Annotated in this window: 20 protein-coding genes, 1 tRNA gene and 1 pseudogene; 10 read left to right on the forward strand and 12 right to left on the reverse strand. The window is 40.7% G+C overall.

Features of this window, described 5'->3' with window-relative positions; translation table 11 throughout:
* From MTN97_RS10255 to MTN97_RS10265, 3 genes are all read left to right on the forward strand, one after another.
* Window positions 1–77 (forward strand) — tRNA-Asp (locus MTN97_RS10255).
* 494 nt (window positions 78–571) lie between these two features.
* Entirely contained in the window at window positions 572–1,162 is a 591-nt protein-coding gene (locus MTN97_RS10260; protein WP_138627576.1) for an ATP-binding cassette domain-containing protein, read from the forward strand.
* Entirely contained in the window at window positions 1,159–2,271 is a 1,113-nt protein-coding gene (locus MTN97_RS10265; protein ID WP_248474322.1) for a DUF6136 family protein, read from the forward strand. The genes MTN97_RS10260 and MTN97_RS10265 overlap by 4 nt, the downstream gene beginning before the upstream one ends.
* Here the strand turns inward: MTN97_RS10265 and fadE are convergent, their stop codons facing one another.
* Complete coding sequence (gene fadE / locus MTN97_RS10270; RefSeq protein ID WP_248474323.1) at window positions 2,272–4,734, reverse strand: acyl-CoA dehydrogenase FadE; 2,463 nt, start codon at window positions 4,732–4,734, stop codon at window positions 2,272–2,274. It lies immediately after the preceding gene.
* Between the two features lie 308 nt (window positions 4,735–5,042).
* On the opposite strand from fadE, the gene MTN97_RS10275 reads away from it, so the two are divergent.
* Window positions 5,043–5,807 (forward strand): class II glutamine amidotransferase, encoded by a 765-nt coding sequence (locus MTN97_RS10275; protein ID WP_248474324.1) that lies wholly within the window; start codon window positions 5,043–5,045, stop codon window positions 5,805–5,807.
* 107 nt (window positions 5,808–5,914) lie between these two features.
* Here the strand turns inward: MTN97_RS10275 and MTN97_RS10280 are convergent, their stop codons facing one another.
* The 5 genes from MTN97_RS10280 to cmoA all read right to left on the reverse strand — a co-directional run bounded on the left by MTN97_RS10280 (window position 5,915) and on the right by cmoA (window position 10,269).
* Window positions 5,915–6,712: a DUF3108 domain-containing protein gene (locus MTN97_RS10280; protein WP_248474344.1), complete on the reverse strand. Its 798-nt coding sequence runs from the start codon at window positions 6,710–6,712 to the stop codon at window positions 5,915–5,917.
* Window positions 6,666–7,313, reverse strand: a complete 648-nt coding sequence (gene purN / locus MTN97_RS10285) for a phosphoribosylglycinamide formyltransferase (protein ID WP_248474325.1) — start codon at window positions 7,311–7,313, stop codon at window positions 6,666–6,668. Before purN ends, MTN97_RS10280 begins: the two co-directional genes overlap by 47 nt.
* Entirely contained in the window at window positions 7,313–8,365 is a 1,053-nt protein-coding gene (gene purM, locus MTN97_RS10290) for a phosphoribosylformylglycinamidine cyclo-ligase (protein ID WP_016899473.1), read from the reverse strand. The genes purN and purM overlap by 1 nt, the downstream gene beginning before the upstream one ends.
* Window positions 8,366–8,562: 197 nt before the next feature.
* A complete protein-coding gene (gene cmoB, locus MTN97_RS10295) occupies window positions 8,563–9,531 on the reverse strand; it encodes a tRNA 5-methoxyuridine(34)/uridine 5-oxyacetic acid(34) synthase CmoB (protein WP_138627579.1) in 969 nt (322 codons plus the stop codon).
* A gap of 12 nt (window positions 9,532–9,543) precedes the next feature.
* On the reverse strand, window positions 9,544–10,269 hold the full coding sequence (gene cmoA / locus MTN97_RS10300; protein ID WP_004588942.1) for a carboxy-S-adenosyl-L-methionine synthase CmoA: 726 nt from the start codon (window positions 10,267–10,269) through the stop codon (window positions 9,544–9,546).
* Window positions 10,270–10,385: 116 nt separating this feature from the next.
* Here cmoA and MTN97_RS10305 point away from each other — a divergent pair, with 116 nt between their 5' ends.
* A complete protein-coding gene (locus MTN97_RS10305) occupies window positions 10,386–11,072 on the forward strand; it encodes a DUF3334 family protein (RefSeq protein ID WP_036983141.1) in 687 nt (228 codons plus the stop codon).
* Between the two features lie 12 nt (window positions 11,073–11,084).
* On the opposite strand, the gene MTN97_RS10310 is transcribed toward MTN97_RS10305, so the two are convergent.
* Window positions 11,085–11,456 (reverse strand): hypothetical protein, encoded by a 372-nt coding sequence (locus MTN97_RS10310; RefSeq protein WP_248474326.1) that lies wholly within the window; start codon window positions 11,454–11,456, stop codon window positions 11,085–11,087.
* 557 nt (window positions 11,457–12,013) lie between these two features.
* Window positions 12,014–13,270 carry an adenylosuccinate synthase gene (locus tag MTN97_RS10315; protein WP_036983139.1) on the reverse strand — a complete coding sequence of 419 codons (1,257 nt, stop codon included), beginning with the start codon at window positions 13,268–13,270 and terminating at the stop codon, window positions 12,014–12,016.
* Between the two features lie 122 nt (window positions 13,271–13,392).
* On the opposite strand from MTN97_RS10315, the gene MTN97_RS10320 reads away from it, so the two are divergent.
* Window positions 13,393–14,283: a LysR family transcriptional regulator gene (locus tag MTN97_RS10320; RefSeq protein WP_248474327.1), complete on the forward strand. Its 891-nt coding sequence runs from the start codon at window positions 13,393–13,395 to the stop codon at window positions 14,281–14,283.
* A 119-nt stretch (window positions 14,284–14,402) separates the two neighbouring features.
* Entirely contained in the window at window positions 14,403–15,416 is a 1,014-nt protein-coding gene (locus MTN97_RS10325) for a DUF5924 family protein (protein ID WP_036983135.1), read from the forward strand.
* A 20-nt stretch (window positions 15,417–15,436) separates the two neighbouring features.
* On the opposite strand, the gene MTN97_RS10330 is transcribed toward MTN97_RS10325, so the two are convergent.
* Both MTN97_RS10330 and MTN97_RS10335 read right to left on the reverse strand, forming a co-directional pair.
* Window positions 15,437–15,937, reverse strand: coding sequence for a M48 family metallopeptidase (locus MTN97_RS10330; protein WP_248474328.1), 501 nt, complete (start codon window positions 15,935–15,937; stop codon window positions 15,437–15,439).
* Between the two features lie 28 nt (window positions 15,938–15,965).
* Window positions 15,966–16,814 (reverse strand): DUF72 domain-containing protein, encoded by an 849-nt coding sequence (locus MTN97_RS10335; protein ID WP_248474329.1) that lies wholly within the window; start codon window positions 16,812–16,814, stop codon window positions 15,966–15,968.
* 237 nt (window positions 16,815–17,051) lie between these two features.
* On the opposite strand from MTN97_RS10335, the gene aspS reads away from it, so the two are divergent.
* A complete protein-coding gene (gene aspS, locus MTN97_RS10340; RefSeq protein ID WP_248474330.1) occupies window positions 17,052–18,830 on the forward strand; it encodes an aspartate--tRNA ligase in 1,779 nt (592 codons plus the stop codon).
* Window positions 18,831–18,919: 89 nt separating this feature from the next.
* Window positions 18,920–19,519 carry a pentapeptide repeat-containing protein gene (locus MTN97_RS10345; protein WP_248474331.1) on the forward strand — a complete coding sequence of 200 codons (600 nt, stop codon included), beginning with the start codon at window positions 18,920–18,922 and terminating at the stop codon, window positions 19,517–19,519.
* Between the two features lie 35 nt (window positions 19,520–19,554).
* Here the strand turns inward: MTN97_RS10345 and MTN97_RS10350 are convergent, their stop codons facing one another.
* A complete protein-coding gene (locus tag MTN97_RS10350; RefSeq protein WP_008111621.1) occupies window positions 19,555–19,878 on the reverse strand; it encodes a hypothetical protein in 324 nt (107 codons plus the stop codon).
* A 129-nt stretch (window positions 19,879–20,007) separates the two neighbouring features.
* On the opposite strand from MTN97_RS10350, the pseudogene MTN97_RS10355 reads away from it, so the two are divergent.
* A pseudogene (locus MTN97_RS10355) lies at window positions 20,008–20,737 on the forward strand (alpha/beta hydrolase).
* Window positions 20,738–20,808: 71 nt separating this feature from the next.
* Here MTN97_RS10355 and MTN97_RS10360 read toward each other — a convergent pair.
* Window positions 20,809–22,011 carry a bifunctional alpha/beta hydrolase/OsmC family protein gene (locus tag MTN97_RS10360; protein WP_248474332.1) on the reverse strand — a complete coding sequence of 401 codons (1,203 nt, stop codon included), beginning with the start codon at window positions 22,009–22,011 and terminating at the stop codon, window positions 20,809–20,811.
* Window positions 22,012–22,155 lie beyond the last annotated feature (144 nt).

Below are 22,155 nucleotides of genomic sequence, written 5' to 3' on the forward strand. Positions count from 1 at the left end.
GGAGTGGTAGTTCAGTTGGTTAGAATACCGGCCTGTCACGCCGGGGGTCGCGGGTTCGAGTCCCGTCCACTCCGCCACTTGTTATTTCCTCAATAACAAGTTAAAAAATACTTTCCTATTAATAACAGCTAATATATTTTTCTATCAGCTATCAGCTATCAGCTATCAGCTATCAGCTATCAGCTATCAGCTATCAGCTATCAGTCATAATTTATACGTAAACCGTAGTAGATTTGAATTAAAAACACATAGCTTAATTTTTAGTTTAGTTCATAGCTTTACGTGTTATCAAAATTCAAATTGTCCTTTAAAGTCGTTTATATGGCTTGAGGCTAAGTCATAGCGCCGCAGATGTAAAAAGCTTATCTTTATAGTGAAGTGTTAGAGAGGAACGCTGTTGATGCCACAAGCTTTTTCAGAGCTTCTGATACTGTTTCACTTTGCTAAAAGATTTGTCGCTATTAGAAAGCGACGTTACTTTCCTATTAGTGTTGTTTTAAAGCTGTGGTGATGGGTTTTGTTTCTCATAAAAGTTTATTTATAATATCACGCTTACTTATAGGGATATTTTATGATTGAAGTGAAGGGCTTAAACAAGCAGTTTGCTGCCAACGTTGTTTACAATGATTACAATAAGGTGTTTAGCAGCCAAAAAGTGTGTATTGATGCACCTAATGGCCAAGGTAAAACAACGTTGTTGATGATGTTGGCAGAGCTCGAAACGCGCCAAAGTGGGCAGATTTTATTTTCTAAAAAAGCATTAACCGAACCGCATAAACAAGTTGCTATAGCCTCAGACTGTATTGCTTTACCTGACTTTCTTACGGCAAAGCAAATTATTAACTTGTCCGTGAATACGCTGGGTTGTGATTGGCCAACGACAATAATAGATGGGTTTAATTTCAATGAATTTTTAAATACTCGTTTTGATGCGCTGTCGTCAGGTAATCAAAAGAAATGCCAGTTAATTTTAGCGCTTATGCGTGATGCACCTTATTTATTTCTAGACGAACCCAGCGCAGCACTTGATCAAGCCAGTATTCAGTATTTATTAGTACTGCTTGATGAATATCTAATAGATAAGCCCAATGGGCAAATAGTCATCACCTGCCATGAACCAGCGCCATTTATTGAGCGTGGCTTTGAGTGTATACCGTTATGATTGCAAATTTAAAACAATCAATCGGGCAATATCGCTCTTTTATGGATTATCGTTATCAGGCTTACAAAACTGAACTCACGCAATTATTGTTACAACTAAAAAGCTTTGGGTTGTTATTTTTAGTGGTGTTAGGCTCGTCAGTGTTGGGTTTGATATTGCTACTTTTTTTAGGCCTTGGAAAAATTATAGACAGCAGCGCAGCACCCCAATACGGTGCACAAATGGCTTTATTTTATTTGTTACTTCAAAGTGTGATGCTCAGCGCAATGAAGTCAGCAATTAAAAATAGTAAGCAGCGGTTATTTCAGCAAACTATTGCACGATCAGTTTGGTTATATTTAGTCGATATTAAACTATTAACGCTCAGTAATGCATGGCTTATAGCCAGTGTATTAATTGCGCTAGATTTAACACTGTCACAATGGGTTAAAGTACCGCATTTTATTGTATTTATGTTGCTGCAGTTTAGCTTGGGCGTTTTGTGTTTATACAAACCCAGCGCACTGGTATATGGTTTTTTATTTAGCACGATATTAGTGCTGGTTCCTATTCATATGCAGCCGCTCACTTATCATATGGGCTTTGCTTTATTGTTTGCGCTGAGCCTTTTTGTCCCCGTGGTTAATGTTAACGGGCGTATTGCAGTAAGTTCATTATTGGGCTTTTGGTTTTGTTATTTATTAAACCATTGTTGGACACTTGTTTGGCGCGTGTCGTTACTTTTAAGTGTATTCATGGCATCAGCTGCGCTAATAAACGAACGTGCTGATTTAGTACCTATACTTGTGATATTAGCCATGGCTTTTATTGTACTCTTTAGTAGTTCATTGCAATTTGATTGCGGTAGGGTGTATGAGCAGTATCGATTATTTTTTAAAACATGCGAGCAAGAACGCGCCTTTTATATTAGCCAGTTTTTACCTAGCATATTGCTGTTTTTATTATCCACAATAAGTTATAGCGTTATTTTTGGTTACACTCATATTGTATTATTTGTCATTGGAAATATGTGGTGTGTATTACAGGTTTACCTTGCACAAAAAAAACCAGCGCATTATGCGCTGGTTTGGCTAATTTCAACAGGGTTGCTGCTAGCTTTACTAAATTAGTTAAGCGGCATCTGCCTTTTTAGATTTAGCTTTGCTATTACGCGCTGCTTTGCCGGCAAGTAAATCTGCAGGGTCAAAGTCGTCAACGTTAATAACGTCTAAGCGAGCTTGCTCAACAGCTGCTAACTTATCAGCTTCAGCTTGGCTTAAAATGCCGGCTTCTAAGCCCATTTGCGCCACTTTATCAAGTTGGAAGAATGGCAATTTAACGCCTTTCTCTTTACATACGCGTTCAAATAAAGGCTCTACCTCTAGTACGTCTTTAAGCGTTTGCTCTTGACGACCTACAAGGTTAAGCGGCTCGTTTGTAAGGTATACATAGCTTGCTAAACGATTACGCGTTTCGCTAGGCACTTGCAGTAATTGCGCTAGCTTATGCTCAAGTTTGTCGGTAGGTTTACGAACCGGGCGACCAAACGGGAATAACAATACTTTTAATACGCCACGAAGTGGTGCAGATGGCATATTGTTGATTAAATCAGCAAGCGCACGTTGACAGTGGTAAAGGTGATCCTGACAGCTCCACTGAACCAGTGCAAAATCTTCTTTTTTACGGCCTTCGTCGTTATAACGTTTAAGCGTTGCAGACACTAAGTAAAGGTAGCTTAATAAGTCACCTAAGCGTGCTGAAATACGTTCTTTACGTTTAAGTGAACCACCAAATACTGCCATACTTATATCAGACATAAGTGCAAGTGATGCACTAAAGCGTGACGCTATACGGTAAAACTCTGCCGTTTCGTCTTTGTACGGTACGCTAGTAAAGCGAGCGCCAGTAAGTGCAAGCCACTTAGTACGTACAAGGTTAGACATGGTAAAGCCAATGTGGCCCATTAGCGCTTTATCAAATACGTTAAGCGCTTCTTCGCGGTCTTCAATTTCACACGCACTTAGCTCGGTAAGTACAAATGGATGACAACGAATAGCACCTTGACCATAAATAATCATATTACGGGTCAAGATGTTTGCACCTTCAACGGTAATGGCAATAGGTGCACCTTGATAGCCACGACCTAAATAGTTATTTGGCCCAAGCATAATACCTTTACCGCCTAGCACGTCCATTGCATGAATGGTCGACTCGCGCATTTGCTCAGTAAGGTGATATTTAATAATAGCTGAAACAACCGATGGTTTTTCACCTAAATCTACGGCCCCCGTAGACATGCTAACTGCTGCATCAGAGCTGTAAGCGTAACCTGCAAGTTTAGCCAGTGACTCTTCAACACCTTCCATTTTACCAATTGGTAAGCGGAACTGACGACGAATACGGCTGTATGCACCTGTTGCTGTTGCAATTGTTTTAATGCCACCGGCAGAGTTTGACGGCAATGTAATTGCACGGCCCACCGATAAACATTCAACCAGCATACGCCAGCCTTGGCCAGCCATTTCTGGGCCACCAATAATGTAATCTAGGGGTACAAATATGTCTTTACCGCGGGTCGGGCCATTTTGAAATGGTACGTTAAGCGGGAAGTGACGGCGTCCAATTTCAACACCAGGCGTGTTAGTTGGAATAAGTGCACAGGTAATGCCCGGCTCTTTGTTGTCGCTTAGTAAACCATCTGGATCTTGTAGTTTAAAGGCAAGACCAAGTACAGTGGCCACAGGAGCAAGGGTAATGTAACGCTTGTTCCATGTAAGGCTTACACCCACCACTTCTTCGCCATTCCATTGCCCTTTACATACTACACCGTAGTCTGGAATTGAGCTTGCATCAGAACCTGCCTCTGGCGAAGTAAGAGCAAAACATGGAATTTCTTGACCGCTTGCTAAACGCGGTAAGTAATGATTTTTTTGATCTTCAGTACCGTAGTGCTGTAATAACTCACCCGGGCCTAACGAGTTAGGTACACCAACAATTGACGAAAGCAATGTTGATTTACTGGTTAGTTTTTGCAGTACACACGATTGTGCAAATGCAGAGAATTCTAAGCCGCCGTATTCCTTTTTGATGATCATGGCAAAGAATTTATTATCTTTTAAATATTGCCATACGTCCTGAGGTAAATCAGTTAGCTCATGCGTAGCTTCCCAATCGTCCAGCATACTACATACAACTTCAACAGGGCCGTCGATAAATGCCTGCTCTTCAATAGTAAGTTTTGGAACTGGATACTGGTGAAGCTTTTTCCAATCTGGGTTACCACAAAATAAATCAGCTTCCCACCAAGTTGTACCGGCATCAATAGCTGACTTTTCGGTGTCAGACATGCTCGGTGTTACTTTTTTAAAGATGGTGAAAATAGGTTTGATAATGTATTGCTGGCGAATACCAGTAACTGAAAGAGGCACTGCGATGATTAAAAAGATCACCCAGCTAATTAAACCAAAAGCACCAGCAAAGGTACCAATTAATAATGTTGCGGCAGAAACACCAAGTGCTGTGTTCCAACTCGCTCTGTGGTAAAGCGCAATGCTGAGCAGTGCGATTAAACCAAGTGTAAATATGAGTGTCATTGCTAATTCCTTAATAGAGGTCAGACCACCTTGTTTAGAGTAGCGCTAGTAACGCTAAGTTTCAAGTACATTACTTAGATTAAAGTGTAGTTATCGGTACGATTATTACAATGCGTTGTATGTTATACGAACAGTTTGGCTGTAATCGTTTATTTTGGCTTATCATAAAAAAATATAAGCATTAAAAAATCAATTAATCTAGTAGTAATATAAGTTTAATTAAGTAAATATACTTATGATGATCAGTGTACGCTTATTAAAAATAGAACGATATTCTATGTTTAGCTTTTTAAAGGTTTATTTATTTTATGTGTGAATTACTTGGCATGTCAGCCAATGTGCCAACGGATATTTGTTTTAGTTTTTCAGGGTTGTTGGAGCGTGGGGGAAATACGGGGCCACATAAAGACGGCTGGGGTATTACTTTTTATGAAGGTAAAGGCTGCAGAACCTTTAAAGATCCAGAGCCAAGTTACCAGTCAGAAATAGCTAAATTAGTTAAAGCTTATCCGATTAAAAGCGTATCAGTTATTAGCCACATTCGCCAAGGAAATCGAGGTCGGGTATGTCTTGAAAACACTCATCCGTTTACCCGAGAGTTGTGGGGGCGCGAAATAACCTATGCACACAATGGGCAGCTTTCAAATTATCACGATTTAAAACCAGAGTATTATCGACCTGTGGGAAACACCGACAGTGAACTCGCTTTTTGTTGGTTACTTGACAAAATTCGCGAAAAATACCCAAAGCGTCCAAGTAATATGGCATCGGTTTTTAGATACGCCGCCAAGCTTTCGCATACGCTGCGTGAAAAGGGCGTATTTAATATGTTATTGACCGATGGTGTATTTGTTTTAGCGTATTGTACTAATAACTTACATTATATAACGCGCCGTGCACCATTTGGTAAAGCTACATTGATTGATGCTGACATGGTGGTCGACTTTCAACAAGAAACCACACCAAACGATGTAGTAACGGTTGTAGCAACAAGGCCATTAACTAATGATGAGCGCTGGCAAAAAATGCAGCCAGGAGAGTTTGCGTTATTTAAAATGGGTGAATTAATGTAGCTTGGGTAGAGTGAAATGAAACCCAGCTTAAAGTTTTAAATTAAAGTATTAAAATGAAAAGCCCAAGTTATGGTCGTCACACTTGGGCCTTTCACCTTGTAAGCAATTTATTCAGGTGTTATTTCGTTTTTCACTTCTGCAGGTAAAGCAGGTGGGTTGATCACGGTAAACGATTTCATTTGCACTTCAAACTGCTCCACACCTTTTTCACCCTTCCACATGCGCACTAGCATGTAATCCATTTCTGGGGCAAACCAGGCTAAAGCTTGGCGTTTATCGTTATCGTATAAGCGTTTAACTTTCACTGCTTCTACATTACCTATAGGCAGAGAAATCATTTCGGTTTCTACCACTTCAAAGTCGTAGTCACGGCAATTACCTTTTTTATCAACCAACGGAAACGAGAAGTTGGTTTTGCCTTTTTTAAGACCTTCACGAACTTGTACTTGATAAGAAATACCATCTTGGAAGTTATCATGCCATTGGCATTTTAACGGGTAGTCGCTGGTGTTACTGGTGACAGTCTGTGTTTGACGATCAAAGTTAATTTCATACTTTTTGTCAGGCCCAGTCCCCGTGCGGATCATAGCGTACTGAATGGGCTCTACTTTATCGTTAGCAAAGCTAAAAGTTGATGACTCTTGACGTGAGTCAGAGAAAATCATCCATTCAATATCGCTATGGTAAGTGACTTGGTAGTCATTATTATCGAGTTTTTTAAGCGTCCGCTCGGCTGTACCATGATTTGCGCCTTTGCGCAAAATATCGTAGCTGGCTTGATACTGGGTTAACTCACCTGCAATCAGGCTGGTAGGAAGTAATAAAGTGCCCGCACATAATAGCAAGGCACTTAATTTTTTATTTTGGGTAGTGCGCGCCGTGTGCAGGAAGTTGTTTTTCGTCAAGAACTGCATAATCTGCTTCCATCGTAAGTCGTTGTTCACTGAACCACTTGATCACCAAAGGATAAATTATGTGCTCTTGCGCATGCACACGCTTAGCGAGCGTGTCTGCTGTATCGTCTGCAAATACAGGCACTTTGGCTTGAAGAATAACGGGTCCGCCGTCTAATTCTTCAGTTACAAAGTGAACACTAACGCCGTGAACGTCGTCTTTTGCATCAATTGCTCTTTGGTGGGTATTCAGCCCCTGGTACTTAGGCAACAAAGATGGATGAATGTTCAACATTTTTCCAACATATTTTTGCACTAAGTTAGGAGTTAGAATACGCATAAACCCAGCTAATACAACTAGATTTGGTTCAAAAGAGTCAATTATATGCATTAACTGGGCATCGTACGCTTCGCGTGAGTCAAACTCTTTATGACTCAGCACGTGTGTGGCAATACCTGCATTTTTTGCACGCTCTAACCCATAAGCGTCTGCTTTGTTACTAATAACAGCCGCTATATTGGCGTTTATCTCGCCGCTTTCACAGGCGTCTATAATGGCTTGTAAATTTGAGCCACTGCCTGAGATCAAAACTACTAGACGAGTGGGTGCCATTACGCAGCACCACCTACAATTTCAACTTGCTCTTCGCCAGCAACTGCATCTTGGATTTCACCAAGGTGCCATGCGTTCTCGCCAAGATCTTTTAAGATATTTAAGCTATTTTCAAGCTCATCCGCAGGTACAACTAACACCATGCCTACACCACAGTTAAATGTGCGGTACATTTCGTGTGTTGTAATGTTGCCGTTTTCTTGCAACCAGCTAAACACACTTGGCCATTGCCAGCTATCACCTTTAACAACCGCTTTAGCAGATTCAGGTAATACGCGTGGGATATTTTCCCAAAAACCGCCACCAGTAATATGCGAAAGGGCATGCACGTCTACTTGCTTGAACAACTCAAGTAATGGTTTAACGTAAATACGTGTTGGTTCTAAAAGGTGCTCACCTAAGGTTTTGCCATCAATCACTTGATTAGTATCAGCGTTAGAGACTTCTAAAACTTTACGAATTAAAGAGAAACCATTTGAGTGAGGACCGCTAGATGCAAGGGCAATAAGTTGATCGCCTGCAGCTACTTTAGTGCCATCAATAATTTTTGATTTTTCTACCACACCTGTACAAAAGCCTGCCATGTCGTAGTCTTCACCATCATACATACCTGGCATTTCAGCTGTTTCGCCACCAATTAGGGCACAACCTGAAATTTCACAACCTTTACCAATACCGGTTACTACGTCGGCTGCTGTGTCTACATCTAGTTTACCCGTTGCATAGTAATCTAGAAAAAACAGGGGTTCAGCGCCTTGTACTATTAAATCATTTACACACATCGCAACTAAGTCGATACCTACAGTATCGTGCTTTTTAAGGTCAATTGCTAAACGTAACTTAGTGCCTACACCATCGGTGCCTGCTACAAGTACGGGTTGCTTATAACCTTCAGGAATTTCGCAAAGTGCGCCAAAACCACCAATTCCGCCCATCACTTCAGGACGACGAGTTTTTTTAACTACGCCTTTAATACGCTCAACAAGAGCATTACCAGCGTCGATATCTACGCCCGCGTCTTTATAGCTTAGAGACTGTTTTTGTTCGCTCACAGGTTTTCCTCAAAATAGTTGTTTTGATGCTTACTTAGAAACGCGCGTATTTTACAACAATTGCAAGGGCGCGGCTAGTTGAAATCTGGATTTGATTTTAAAGACAAGGACACTTGTCCGCTAGTTGCTGTATTAGTAAACAAAAAAAGCGCCTAATGGCGCTTTTTAATATGGAAATAAAAAATTAATACTACGAATTAGGCTTTTGCTGTAAGTATCGCTCTAAGTGGTGCAGGGTAGCCTTCAATGGTTTTACTGGTGTCAGCGGGGTCTAAAAAGTCAACTAAAGATTCGTTTTCCATCCAGTCAGTTTTACGCTGCTCGTCGAGCGTTGTAATAGCACAATCTTTAATCTGCACATCTTTAAAGCCAACACGTTCCATCCACAATTTTAATGCCGCAGTGCTTGGAATAAACCATACATTACGCATTTTCGCGTAGCGGTCGGTCGGTACTAATACGGTGTTTTCATCGCCTTCAATCACTAATGTTTCAAGTACGAGTTCTCCGCCTGGGCGAAGCTGTGCTTTTAATTGCGCTAAAAAGTCGATAGGGGAACGACGATGATAAAGCACCCCCATTGAAAATACCGTATCAAACGCTTTGAGTTCTGGCAGGGCTTCTACACCTAATGGTAACAAATGCACGTTTTCATCTGGGTTAAAGTGTTTAATTGCCTGAAACTGACATAAAAATAAGTCAGATGGGTCAATACCCACTACAAACTGAGCACCTTCACCGCGCATACGCCATAGGTGATACCCAGAGCCACAACCAATATCTAATACAGTACGGCCTTTTAATGGCTCAATATGCGGCAGAAGTCGATCCCATTTCCAGTCACTGCGCCATTCGGTGTTTATTTCAATACCATGTACAGTAAAGGGACCTTTTCGCCATGGCATCATGCGTTTTAATAAATGCGTAGCTTGTTTTTGCTCGCCTTCGCTCATCTCACCCGATGCGCCAATTTCTACTTTAGTAGCAATATCAACGTGGGTTGTTTTTACTTCAGGCAAATTTTTAAGTACTTTTTGCCATTTTGGTAAATCACCATGGCTTGCCTCGTTTTGCCAATGTTTTAATTGACCGGGCAGGGTTTCTAGCCAGTGGCTAAGCGGGCTTTGTGCAATTGCTGCGTAAAATTGGTTAAACCATTGAGACATACATTACTCTTTTTATTTAATTGCTACCATTGAGCAAAAATTAAAACATTGATACCACACCTGCGTTTGGCTAAAACCAATGTCGCTTAAACGATTAAAGTGCGTGCTCAGCGTATCGGGGCGCATTACGTTTTCAATGGCTGTACGTTTTTGGCTTATTTCAAGCTCTGAGTAGCCATTGTGGCGTTTAAAGTCGTGGTGCAAATCAATTAATAGGTTATCGCACTGCTCGTTTTCGGCTTTAATTTTTTCGCTAAGGAGTAGTACGCCACCGGGTTTTAAGTTAGCGTAAATTTTTTCAAGCACGGCTTGGCGCTGTAAAGGCGGAATAAATTGCAAGGTAAAGTTCATGGCCACAACCGACGCATTTTGAATCTCAAGCTCGTTAATATCGCCCAAAGTTACTGTAACCGGCACGTCTGACTTAAAGCCTTGTAAATGAACCTTGCAGCGCTCAACCATAGCTTGTGAGTTATCTACAGCAATAATATGGCAGTTGTCGGTACGAATATTACGGCGCATACTTAGAGTAACCGCACCAAGCGAGCAACCTAAGTCGTAAAGGTTTGAATTACTTTGCGCATATTCTCCCGCCAATTTACCCATAGTGCTGACAATGGTGGCGTATCCAGGCACAGAGCGCTGGATCATATCCGGAAAAACCTCAACCACATTTTGGTCAAAGCTAAAATCTTTTACTTGTTGCTCAGAGGCGTAAATACTGTCTTTTATACTCACTAAGGCAGTCTCTTTAAAAATAATGGCACTATTTTAACATTTTATACTGGATAGTCAGTGATAAATTCAGTAGCTTGGCTAGAATTATGAATAATAAGTATAAAAGAGAACGTTAAATGAGCAAAAGTAAGGTAATTAGCACAGACGATATATTAGCAACCCTATGTCATTCAGTGACGGAGGTACTATCATCAGCCAGTGGTAACGAAATTAGCTACTCGGCTATGGTGCAAAAAATAACGCGCACTTGTATGCGCCCAGATATTGGCTGTTTTGTATTATTTGATGGTGGCTTTACAGGGTTGGTTGTAACTAATTTTACAGCGCAAGCCGCAATGGAAATTTACGGCGATTACATGCGCAACATGGGCATGCCAGAAGAAGAAATTGCCCACAGTCATTTATCAGATGACGTTTCAAATGTAATGGGCGAGCTGATGAACCAAATAGTGGGCGACTTCACGTCAAAAGTGCGTGAACAGCTGCATACCTCTATTACCCAAAATCAGCCAAAAATGATGGCTATTAATAAACAAGTGCAAATATCGGTTGATACCACTATGGATAGACCACAAGCACGTCGTGTAACCTTCACCACGAGCAAGCAAAATATCTTCTATTTAGAGTTAGCGATGGATAAAACAGAGTTCATCAAGCTACATGACTTTGATATTATCGAAGCAGTAGACCCAGATGACATCATCGAAAACGAAGCAAAGCATAAAGCAGAAAAACAAAAAGCTGCGGACGATGCAAAAGCCAGTGATGCAGATGATGATTTTATGGCCGAGCTTGGTTTGTAAATCTACGGAGCTTTACAGCTTTAAGTAAAACAATAAAAGCGCGAGTTCATCTTGCGCTTTTTGGTTTATGAGGGTTATTGCCTTAAGTAATTTTTGGTAAATCTCGTTGCGATATAAAAAGCAACTAATGTTATTAGTGTTGGTTTTTTTGTGTAGCCAAAAATAAATAGGGTAACCTATGCATACAACCCAAACCGGCCACAAAACTGATTGAGAAACAATTAATAGATTTATAATAGCTATCAGAGCAAATAAACATGCTACTTTTTGATGCGGGGTTAAACGCTCTTGAAAAGCAAGCCGTCCGATAATTACCATAGTAATTGGCATGATAAAGTAGCCTAGTGAAACCGCTAGACCATATCCATTTACGGGTGCCCACATGAATAGCCATAATTGTGCACCAACTAAAAAAGATGAAAGGAGCCGTGTTAGCCAAAAATACTTTTCATATCGCACCCTCGTTTATATGCCGAGTACAAGTGGCCAGTAACCTTTTAGTAGAATAAAAACAGTTAAAAATGGCACCGTAAATAAAACTCGCCAACCATCTGTTTCGTGACCTTGAAGCTCATTTAACAGTGAAGTGTAAGCAAACATTAGTGCAAAAAGTGCTGATGAAATTATATTTAAAGTAACGCCCAATGAAGTTTTAGTAGAGCTTTGCATAGTCGGTATATAGAAGATATTTGTGATAATTTTTTTCATGAAAACGATAATATCAAATCATTTAGAACCACCGTTGTACTAGAACGCGTTAAATCGAGTTTAAATGTGCTTTAAATACACTTGTGGTGATAATCAATTACTTTATGATGAAATGATTTATATTTTTGAATAACGAACTCAAAAAATTTTTAGATAGTGGATGAGGAGCTGCAATTGCCTAGCGTCTAACCCAAGCCGTTTATATAAGCACTTGGGTTATAGTCATTGAGTGTTTAGCGGATAATCATTTGCTCACGCTCAGGGCCTACAGATACCATACTCACAGGCACGCCCATCAGTGCTTCGATGCGTTCAACATAGTGCTGAGCGGCCGCAGGCAGACTGTCAAAAGTACGACAACCGGTAATATCTTCATCCCACGCTGGCATGCTTTCATAGATTGGCGTTAAAGCGGCTGTTTGTGGCCAAATAGGATTTTCGCTGTGATCGCCTGCATAACCAACACAGATTTTTAAATCCGTCATGCCCGATAGGCAATCAATTTTAGTTAATGCAATTTCAGTAGCAGCTTGTAGTTCAACTCCATTACGCGTGGCAACAGCATCAAAATAACCCATATCACGTGGGCGACCAGTTACTGCACCATACTCATTGGCGCTTTCGCGAAAATTCTCTTGCTCCGCCATTGCGGTAACGAGTGTACCTGTGCCAACAGATGAACTAAACGATTTAGCTACTGCAATAACACGTTCAGGTCTCAGTGCCGGTAAACCGCTGCCAATTCCTGCATAGGCGGCAGTGACGTTTGATGATGTAGTATAAGGGTATTCGCCATAAACTAAATCACGGCCAGCGCCTAGTTGCGCTTCAAATAATAAGTTTGCATCTTGCTTTTGTAGCGCTTTTAAAGGCTCTGTTACATTACAAATAAATTCACGCCAAGGAGCGCTGACAGCTAATAACCACTCAGTCATTTGTTCAGCTGTTTGTGAAAAATCACAGCTTGGGTAAAGGGCTTTTAGCTGTGGCATTTTCCAATCAAGCATAAATTGAATACGCTCTAATAAAACCTCTGGCTGATTTAACCAGCCAACTAAAATGCCTTTTTTCATTACGCGGTCGCCGTATGCAGGGGCAATACCTTGGCGAGTTGAGCCGTAAGCGGCATCACCTAAACGTACTTCTTCAAGTGTATCTTCAAGAGCGTGTAGCGGTAAACACAGGGTTGCACGATCAGAAATGCACAGTTTTACCTCAACGCCAGCGGTTTTAACTTCAGCGATTTCTTCGCTTAATGCGCCAGGGCTTATCACCATGCCAGGGCCTAATACGGCAATACAATCAGGATTAAAAATACCACTTGGTAATTGGTGTAATTTAAACGTACCAAACTCATTCACAACGGTATGACCGGCGTTGTTACCACCTTGAAAGCGAATACTTGCAGATGCATCCTCTGCTAAAAAATCGACGATGCGGCCCTTGCCTTCATCACCCCAGTTTGCACCTACAACAACAATTGACGGCATAAATTTCTCTCCAAATTGATTGAATGAATATGGTATGCGCACTATCTAAATAAGAGAAATTAATTATAATTATTATCCTGATAAGAATTTCATATCGATTTTAGATAGTTAAGGTCATCAAGATGTTAGATATTCATTGGTTAAAAACCTTTGTCACATTAGCACAACTAAAGCATTTTGGTAAAACCGCCAATGCGCTGCATATGACACAGCCCAATGTTAGCTTGCACATTAAGCAACTAGAAAAAATGACACGGGCGAAACTGATCGAGCGTAATCCGTTTAGTTTGACGCAAGCAGGTTTACGGCTATTGCAGTCTGGGCAAAAAACTTTGTGGGAATTACAGGTTTGCCAGTCTGATTTAAATGCGATAAATGATCTACGCCAAGGCACCCTAACGATTGCTGCAAGTGATATTATTTCTCGGTTGTTGTTGATTGAGCCGTTCCAGCTATTTAAACGTCAGTTTCCAGGAATTGACTTTACTTTGCTCAATACTACTTCATCACAAGCATCGGCGTTGGTGAAAAGTGCGGAGGCTGATCTTGGTTTTGTTATTGCGCAAAAAGAAAGTGAACCACTGCATTTTACGCAATTGCAGCAGATAAAGTGGTGTGCGCTAGGTAATCATTTACAGCTATGGCAGCAAGCTAAAAATAACAACACTATAACGCTGACTGAGCCGCCAACATTAATTTTACTCGGCCATGATACGCGTACAAGAGAGTTACTTGATAGCGCATTACCGTCTTTAAACTTACCGAATTATCGGGTAATGGAAGTGGGCAGTGTGGATGCACAAATTGATTGGGCTGAAGCGGGCTTTGGTGTTGCGATTGTGCCGGAGTTTTCACTGCGCAGTAAAGCAAATTTAACCACTACAGTCACCGCCTTACCAAAGTTTCCAACCACCAGTCTAGGCTACATTGTGCGGCAAAATCAGGTGCTGTCAAAAGCGATAAAACAATTGCTACATTGGGTGAGTGAAGAGATCTCACATAGTTATCGCTAACAAGCGGTATTAGTTAATTTTCACAACAAAAAGTGTAAAGTTTTCATGCATATATTAAGGTGCAGTGCTGGTGGCTTTAAAGCTACAATTATTATAGATTTATGCGGACTCTCTACTGAATGAGCTATTTTAAGAATTTAATAACAAAATTTATAATTATGATGCAACAGCGGCCAGGTTTATTGGCAGTATTTGCGTTTTGTAGTGGGGTCGCAAGTTATGTATTGGTTGAACGTAAAGAGTCATTCTCGCAAATTATTGCCATATTGTTGATAGTTAGTTGGCTATGGTTGATTGTTGATAACTGGCTACGTGATAAAGTTGAGCAACGTTTTGGCGTGGCTATTTCTCCTAATGTTATGCGCTTTGCTCTGCAAATGGTGCAACAGGAAAGCCTTTTTTTTGCGCTGCCATTTTTTCTCGCGGCGACTTCTTGGAATCATCCGCAAGCTATATTTACTTCGTTAATTATTCTCTGTGCGTTTATATCAGTTGTTGATCCACTGTATTATAAAAAATTAGCTAAACACAGTGTTCTCTTTACGGTATTTCATAACTTTGCATTGTTTGTGGCCATTTCAGTCACTTTACCAATTTTACTTAACCTTACGACAAGCCAAAGCATAGAGATAGCCTTGATCACTGCCATTATTTTTACCATTCCTAGCTTAGGTAACTTAATGCCTAACGCGCGTTGGTGGCGTTTTCCTTTGTTAGTTGTATTATTGAGTGCACTTAGTGTTGGTTTATGGCAGCTACGTAGCTGGGTACCGCCAGCAGCGTTGCGCTTAACTGATATCACGTTATCCCATGAAGTCGATATTCAGCAACGCAAGCCCATCGGTAACGTTAAGGTGTTAGATGTAGATACATTAAGACGTGAAGGTTTATATAGTTGGACAGCGGTAAAAGCGCCAAGAGGGTTAAACGAAAAGATTTTTCATGTTTGGACCCTTAATAACCAAGTCGTAGATCGAATTGCATTAAATATTACCGGTGGACGAGAGCAAGGCTATAGAGCATGGACCCACAAAATGAACTTTCCAGCAGATCCAGCTGGGAAATGGCAAGTACAGGTTGTTACTGAATCAGGGCAACTAATAGGATTAGCTAAATTTACAGTGGGTTCATAATTGATAGGCTTATAAATACATTAGGGTGAATAAGGGTTGTTATTTTGCTCAACTAACACGCAAAACATACGCAAATCTAGTTCTAGCTGATGGTACTGCGGCTCCATATGGCAGCATAATTTATAAAAGCCTTTGTTATGATCTTTTTCTTTAAAATGCGCGAGTTCATGCACCACTAATGCTTTTAATAATGGTTCCGGTGCGTGTAGTAAATCGCTGTTGATAGCTAAATCGTGCTTACGGGTTTTACCTTGCATACGATACGTGTGTGTTCCGAGCGCGTTGGTGACCATATCACCTTGTTTTTTAAACGTAGCGCGGCCAAACGGCGGGGCGTTTTTTAAATACTGTTTTTTAAGCTCAGTGGCGTAGCTATACAGTAACTTATCACTGGTGATACGATGCGCCTGTGGGTACTTTTTAAGTAAATACTCACTTACCTTTCCTGCTTTTATTAGTCCTAATACTTGCTCAACGATATTGGCAGGGTAGCCGGTAAAGTAACGTGCGTATTCACTCATTATTGTCTCTGTATTTTGAATTTATTGTTTAAAAAAGCGCTTGCTGCTGGGCTTCTTTTTCACCACTAAATGGATTGAGTACATTGTGATTATACCCCAAATCTTGGCAAAACTGGCGAGCCAGCAGCGGCGCTTCGCGGTTATCAGCGGTATGAAAAAACACATAGGGGCTTTTGCCTTCATTAAGCCACTGAGTTACTTTGCTAAGCCAAGGTTGATAAAAGGTCTTATAATCGTTTTCTAAATCAGCAATAACAAAGCGCGCCATAGGCTGCGAGCCCGTTGCAATAGCGTGCACTGGTAAATGCGGCTTTTTTTGTTGGGCGTCTATTAGCGCTTCGGTGGTTGGCTTTACTGCAAAGAGCGCCCGAGTATCCATAGCAATGCGGTTTATATTATGTGCCATTAAAAGCTGATTAAGTGCGATTTCGGCCTCACCTTTTTTGAAAAAATCAGGGTGGCGTACCTCAACCCCATAGTTTAGCTCTTTAGGCAGTAACTCAATAAAAGCGGCAAGCTTCGCTAAATGCTGTGGCGCAAACGCTTTAGGTAATTGCAGCATTATTTGCCCTGTTTTTTCAAATAGAGGGGCGAATAAATTAAGCCAATTAGTTAGCTCATGTTGCACGTTAGTAAGTTGGAGTTCGTGACTAAAGCGCCGATGAAATTTAAAGGTAAATTTAAACTCATCGGGTACACTGGCAGCCCATCGTAATACGGTGTCAGGCGAGGGATCGGCATAAAAACTGGTGTTACCTTCTACCGAATTAAAATGCTGCGCATATTCGCTAAGCATATCGGCATTTTTACACTGGCGTGAAAATAAATTTCCTTTCCATGCGCTGCTCGACCACTGCGGGCATCCAATATATAGCATACAAACAAAAGCCTTGATATAAAGTGCCGGTAGTGTAACAAATAACAAAACAGTGCGCTGTAAATTCCACCCCGAAAGGTAAACACGCCCTAGCATCTTCAACCTACTTGGGTATAATGCAGGGCTTAATTTGATTATTTTGAATTGCTAGCGGCTTTATTTTCATTTTGGTGTTTATAAAAACTTTTAAAACAACAGTGTTTAACCGCTATATGCCTTTTATCTGACAGGAAAACTATGCGCTCTATATACTGCGGACAGCTAAATAAAACTCACGTAGATCAGGAAGTTGAACTATGTGGCTGGATCAACAAACGACGTGACCTTGGTGGACTTATCTTTGTCGATTTACGCGATAGAGAAGGTTTAGTACAAGTTGTATTCGATCCGGAAGTTGAAGGATTAATGGAAACAGCTAACAAACTTCGTCAAGAATTTTGTGTGCAGTTAAAAGGGGTTGTTCGTGCACGCCCAGACAGCCAAGTAAATAAAGATATGGCAACCGGCGAAGTAGAAATTTTAGGTACTGAGCTAACTATTATCAACCGCTCTGAGCCGCTTCCGCTTGATTTTAATCAAACAAACTCAGAAGAGCGTCGTTTAAAGTATCGTTACTTAGATTTACGTCGTTTAGAAATGAGCGACCGTATTAAATTACGTGCTAAAGCAAGCAGCTTTGTTCGTCGCTTTTTAGATGAAAATGGCTTTTTAGATATCGAGACGCCAGTACTAACTAAAGCAACGCCAGAAGGTGCGCGTGATTACTTAGTGCCAAGTCGAGTACACAAAGGTAGCTTTTACGCATTACCGCAGTCGCCACAGTTATTTAAGCAATTGTTGATGATGTCGGGTTTTGACCGTTACTACCAAATTGTTAAATGTTTCCGTGATGAAGACTTACGTGCAGACCGTCAACCTGAATTTACTCAAATAGATTTAGAAACCTCGTTCATGAGCTCTGATCAAGTACGCGGTATAACTGAAAAAATGATTCGTGAAATGTGGCAGTCATTACTAAATGTTGATTTAGGTGATTTCCCAGTTATGCCTTACTCTGAAGCAATGAGCTTATATGGTTCTGATAAGCCAGACTTACGTAACCCAATGAAGCTAATTGATGTAGCCGATTTAGTAAAAGACGTAGAGTTTAAAGTATTCTCAGGTCCAGCAAATGATGAAAAAGGCCGTGTTGCAGTACTAACGGTACCAGGTGGTGCATCACTTTCTCGTAAGCAACTAGATGACTACACTAAGTTTATCGGTATTTACGGTGCTAAAGGTTTAGCATGGATGAAAGTAAATGACCGCGATGCAGGCGTTGAGGGCGTACAATCGCCAATCGCTAAATTCTTAAATGAAGATGTGATCACGCAGTTACTTGAACGTACTAATGCACAAACAGGCGATATCATTTTATTTGGTGCGGATAAACGTAACACCGTAAATGAAGCCATGGGCGCACTTCGTTTAAAAATTGGTATTGATTTAGAAATCACTAATTTAGATAGCTGGGCACCACTTTGGGTTGTTGACTTCCCAATGTTTGAAGAAGATGACGAAGGCACATTACACGCTGTACACCATCCATTTACTGCACCAAAAGATATTAGTGCCAGTGAGCTTGAAGCAAACCCAGCAGCGGCTATTTCAGATGCTTACGATATGGTATTAAACGGCTACGAAGTTGGCGGTGGCTCGGTACGTATTCACAATGCAGATATGCAAGAAGCGGCATTTAGAATTTTAGGTATTGAAGCGCAAGAGCAGCAAGATAAATTTGGTTTCTTACTTGACGCACTTAAATACGGCACACCGCCGCATGCAGGTTTAGCGTTCGGTTTAGACCGTTTAGTTATGTTGTTATGTGGTACTGATAACATTCGTGACGTTATTGCTTTCCCTAAAACCACACAAGCATCGTGTTTATTAACCGATGCACCAAGCAAAGCTAACAACGATTCGCTGACAGAGCTTGCAATTAGTGTTGTTGAGAAAGAATTACCAAGCGCAGAATAAAGCTAGTTTTTAGTTAGATAAAAACCCCTTAGGCTAAATACCTAAGGGGTTTTTTGTTCGGCAAAACCCAATTTAGGTGCTTTATTTTTATGAGCGAGCTATTTAAAGAAAGTCATTATTTTGATCAGTTATTTTCAAACTTTACAGCAAATGCAAAGCGCTTTAGCGATATTGAGTTTGAACAATGTCAGTTTATTGATTGCGATTTTAGTCACAGTCAATTTAGTGCCTGTCGGTTTATAGAGTGTGAGTTTATAAACTGTAATTTGAGTGAGCTTAACTGGAATTACAGCTCGCTAGAAGAGGTGAGCTTTGCAAATTGTAAACTCAATAGCATAGTGTGGGGGCAAGTAAATTGGCCGCAATTAGCGCTAACGTCACCGGTGAGTTTTAAACAGTGTGAGCTGAGCCATAGTTCGTTTTTTGAATTACAGTTAAAAGCCTTAACAATGACGAACTGTTTTGCCAAAGATGTCGATTTTAGACACGCTAACTTAGCTCAAAGCAACTTCTCGGATACTGATTTTAGAGACAGCCTGTTTCATCAAACTAATGTGAGAAAAGCAAATTTTGTTGGCGCAACGCAATTTAATATTGATATAACAAACAATGATGTGAGTAATGCAAAGTTTGAACGGCTTGAAGCGTTAAATTTATTAACAGGACTTGATATCGAGCTGGTTGATTAGCCGCAAGAGCTTACGGCTAATACGTGTATTTACTATTAGCAAGCAGGGCCATTTTTGTTACGTGCACTAGCAAGTGCGCGGGCTATGCTCAGTAGCTCAGGCGAAATATCATCAGCGCCATCTTTAATCAGTTTAGTTACATCACCTGATGAATATAAGCTATCACGCGGTGATTTAATCCCGAGCTCTCTCACAAAGTCTTTGGTTTTACCTGTACTGCCGGTTTCAATAAACTTAAAAATAATGCGTTCGTTGTTACTTTTCGGCTCGGCTTGTAACACTTTAATTTCTTCTTGGTAGGCTTCAATTCTGCTTTGTAGAATGTCGATGCGTTGTTCAATGCTGCTATATGATTTCATGAATGGATTCTTTTGCGATAATAGTAAAACAATAATCGCTATTATCGCACAAATAAGCAAAGGCGCGCGCTAACCTTTATAATAAAAATTAATACTACTTAAAAATATATAGATAATACAATGAAATGCATGTTAAAAATTATAAAAAAGCGTTTAATATTAAGTGCGCTTACTTTAAGTGCTTCGCTATTTACATCATAAAGTTATGCCCAAGACGATGTAGTGATTGATGATAGTCGTAATCGCTCTATACCTGTAAATATTACCCTACCAACTAACCACCTTAAGTGCAGCGCGCAAGTCAAATGCCAAGTGGTATTTGTAAATGCGGGATATGGCATTAGCCACAATGAATACACCTTTGTAAGTAAGCTATTTAAGCATTGCGGTAGCACATGAGCTTAAAAGTGACCCTGCGCTTAATAGTGCGCAGCCTTATTTGACCACCCGTATGGAAAATTGGCACCGGGGTGTTGTAACACTAAAATTTTTAGTTAATGAGCTAAGTGTTAAATACCCTGAGTATGATTTTACAAAACTCACTTTATTTGGCCACTCAAATGGTGGAGATATCTCAGCCTTGTATACAGCTATTTACCCAAGTGAAGTAAGCCAACTAATTACGCTCGATCACCGCCGCATGTTATTGCCACGCAATAAAAACATACATGTGCTCACACTTCGAGGTAGTGATTACCCAACCGATGTGAACGTGCTTTTAACCGACCAAGAGTTAACTGTTTATCCTTTTACACAAACGTTGATATCAGAATCACGTCATAACGATATGTACGATGGCGGGCCTAAATGGCTGGTGGATAGAATGAGTAAAGAGGTAGCGGCGTTTTTAGAAAATTAAACGATACAGTCAGCTTTTTAAATTAAAATCCTAAAAATAGCGCAGGCCTACTGCGCTATTTTAGTTTTAAGTTACTCTACCAGTTCACTCACCACCAAAGGGCTATTATGAAGCGTTTTATGCACGGGGCATTTATCGGCTATCTCGAGTAATCGATTTCGCTGAGCGTCAGTTAAATCACCTTTTAAGGTTATTTTTCGAGTAATAGCCTCTAAATTCCCGGTCTTTTCGCAATCATCACAATCTTGGTTGTAATTGCGGGTATGGTTAAGCTCTACTTTTATATGCTCTAGCGGTAACTCTTTGCGACTTGCATACATGCGAAGTGTCATTGCAGTACACGCTCCAAGCCCAGCGAGTAAATGATCATAAGGGTCTGGGCCTAAGTTTTTACCACCAACATCAGTAGGCTCATCAGCAAGCCATGTATGGTTTTTAGTACTCACGTGCTGAGTGAATTGATGATCTTTTTCTTCAACTAATACACTGCCGTTAGTTAATTTTGCACTATAGGGTGTTTTCTCGTATTTAACATAGCGATTAGCCCACGTAGCAATGACATCGGCTGCGTAGTTAGCGTCTTCTTTATTGCTGAGTAAGTGATCGGCATTATCTAAACTTATAAAGCTTTTTGGATGCTTGGCAGCGGCGTAAATTTTTTCGGCTTCACTAATATTCACGGTGGCATCAATAGGAGAGTGCATAACCAACAAAGCACGCTTAAGCTTGCCTATATGGCTGTTATCGTATTTGGCGATGTCATCTATAAATTGCTTTTTAATCGTAAACTCACGCCCAGCTAAACACACTTTTGCTTCACCCGATTGGTTTATTTCATCTAAATGAGCAGCAAAATTATGGGTAACATGCTGGGCATCTGATGGCGCGCCTATAGTCGTAATAGCTGACACTTCGGGTATGTGCTCTGCTGCTGCAAGCACCGCAGCACCACCTAAGCTGTGACCTATTAATAACTGAGGTGCTTTAAAGTGTGTTCTTAAATGATTGGCAGCAGCCACTAAGTCTTGAATGTTTGATGAAAAGTTACTGTTAGCAAAGTCACCGTCGCTATTACCAAGCCCTGTAAAATCAAAGCGTAATACGGCAATGCCTTGCTGAGTGAGTGCGCGGCTTATTCGTGTTGCAGCCGCTACATCTTTAGAGCAGGTAAAACAGTGGGCAAATAAGGCATAAAATTTCACCTCACCAGAGGGCTGTTCAAGTTGTCCAGCAAGTTCTAATTCACCGCTTATAAAAGAGACTTTTTGTCGCATGAGAATACCTTAACTAATTGATAAAGTGTGTGGTGCTGATAAATAAGAGATTGGTACGATGGGATGAAAATTCAATATTGGCATTATTTTGATCTCGATCAAGCTAGAAAGGGCTTGCCAATTGAGTGCGGACATATGTCCTTA

This window comes from Pseudoalteromonas sp. 2CM36K, from assembly GCF_023161865.1.
GTDB classification, from domain to species: domain Bacteria; phylum Pseudomonadota; class Gammaproteobacteria; order Enterobacterales; family Alteromonadaceae; genus Pseudoalteromonas; species Pseudoalteromonas tetraodonis.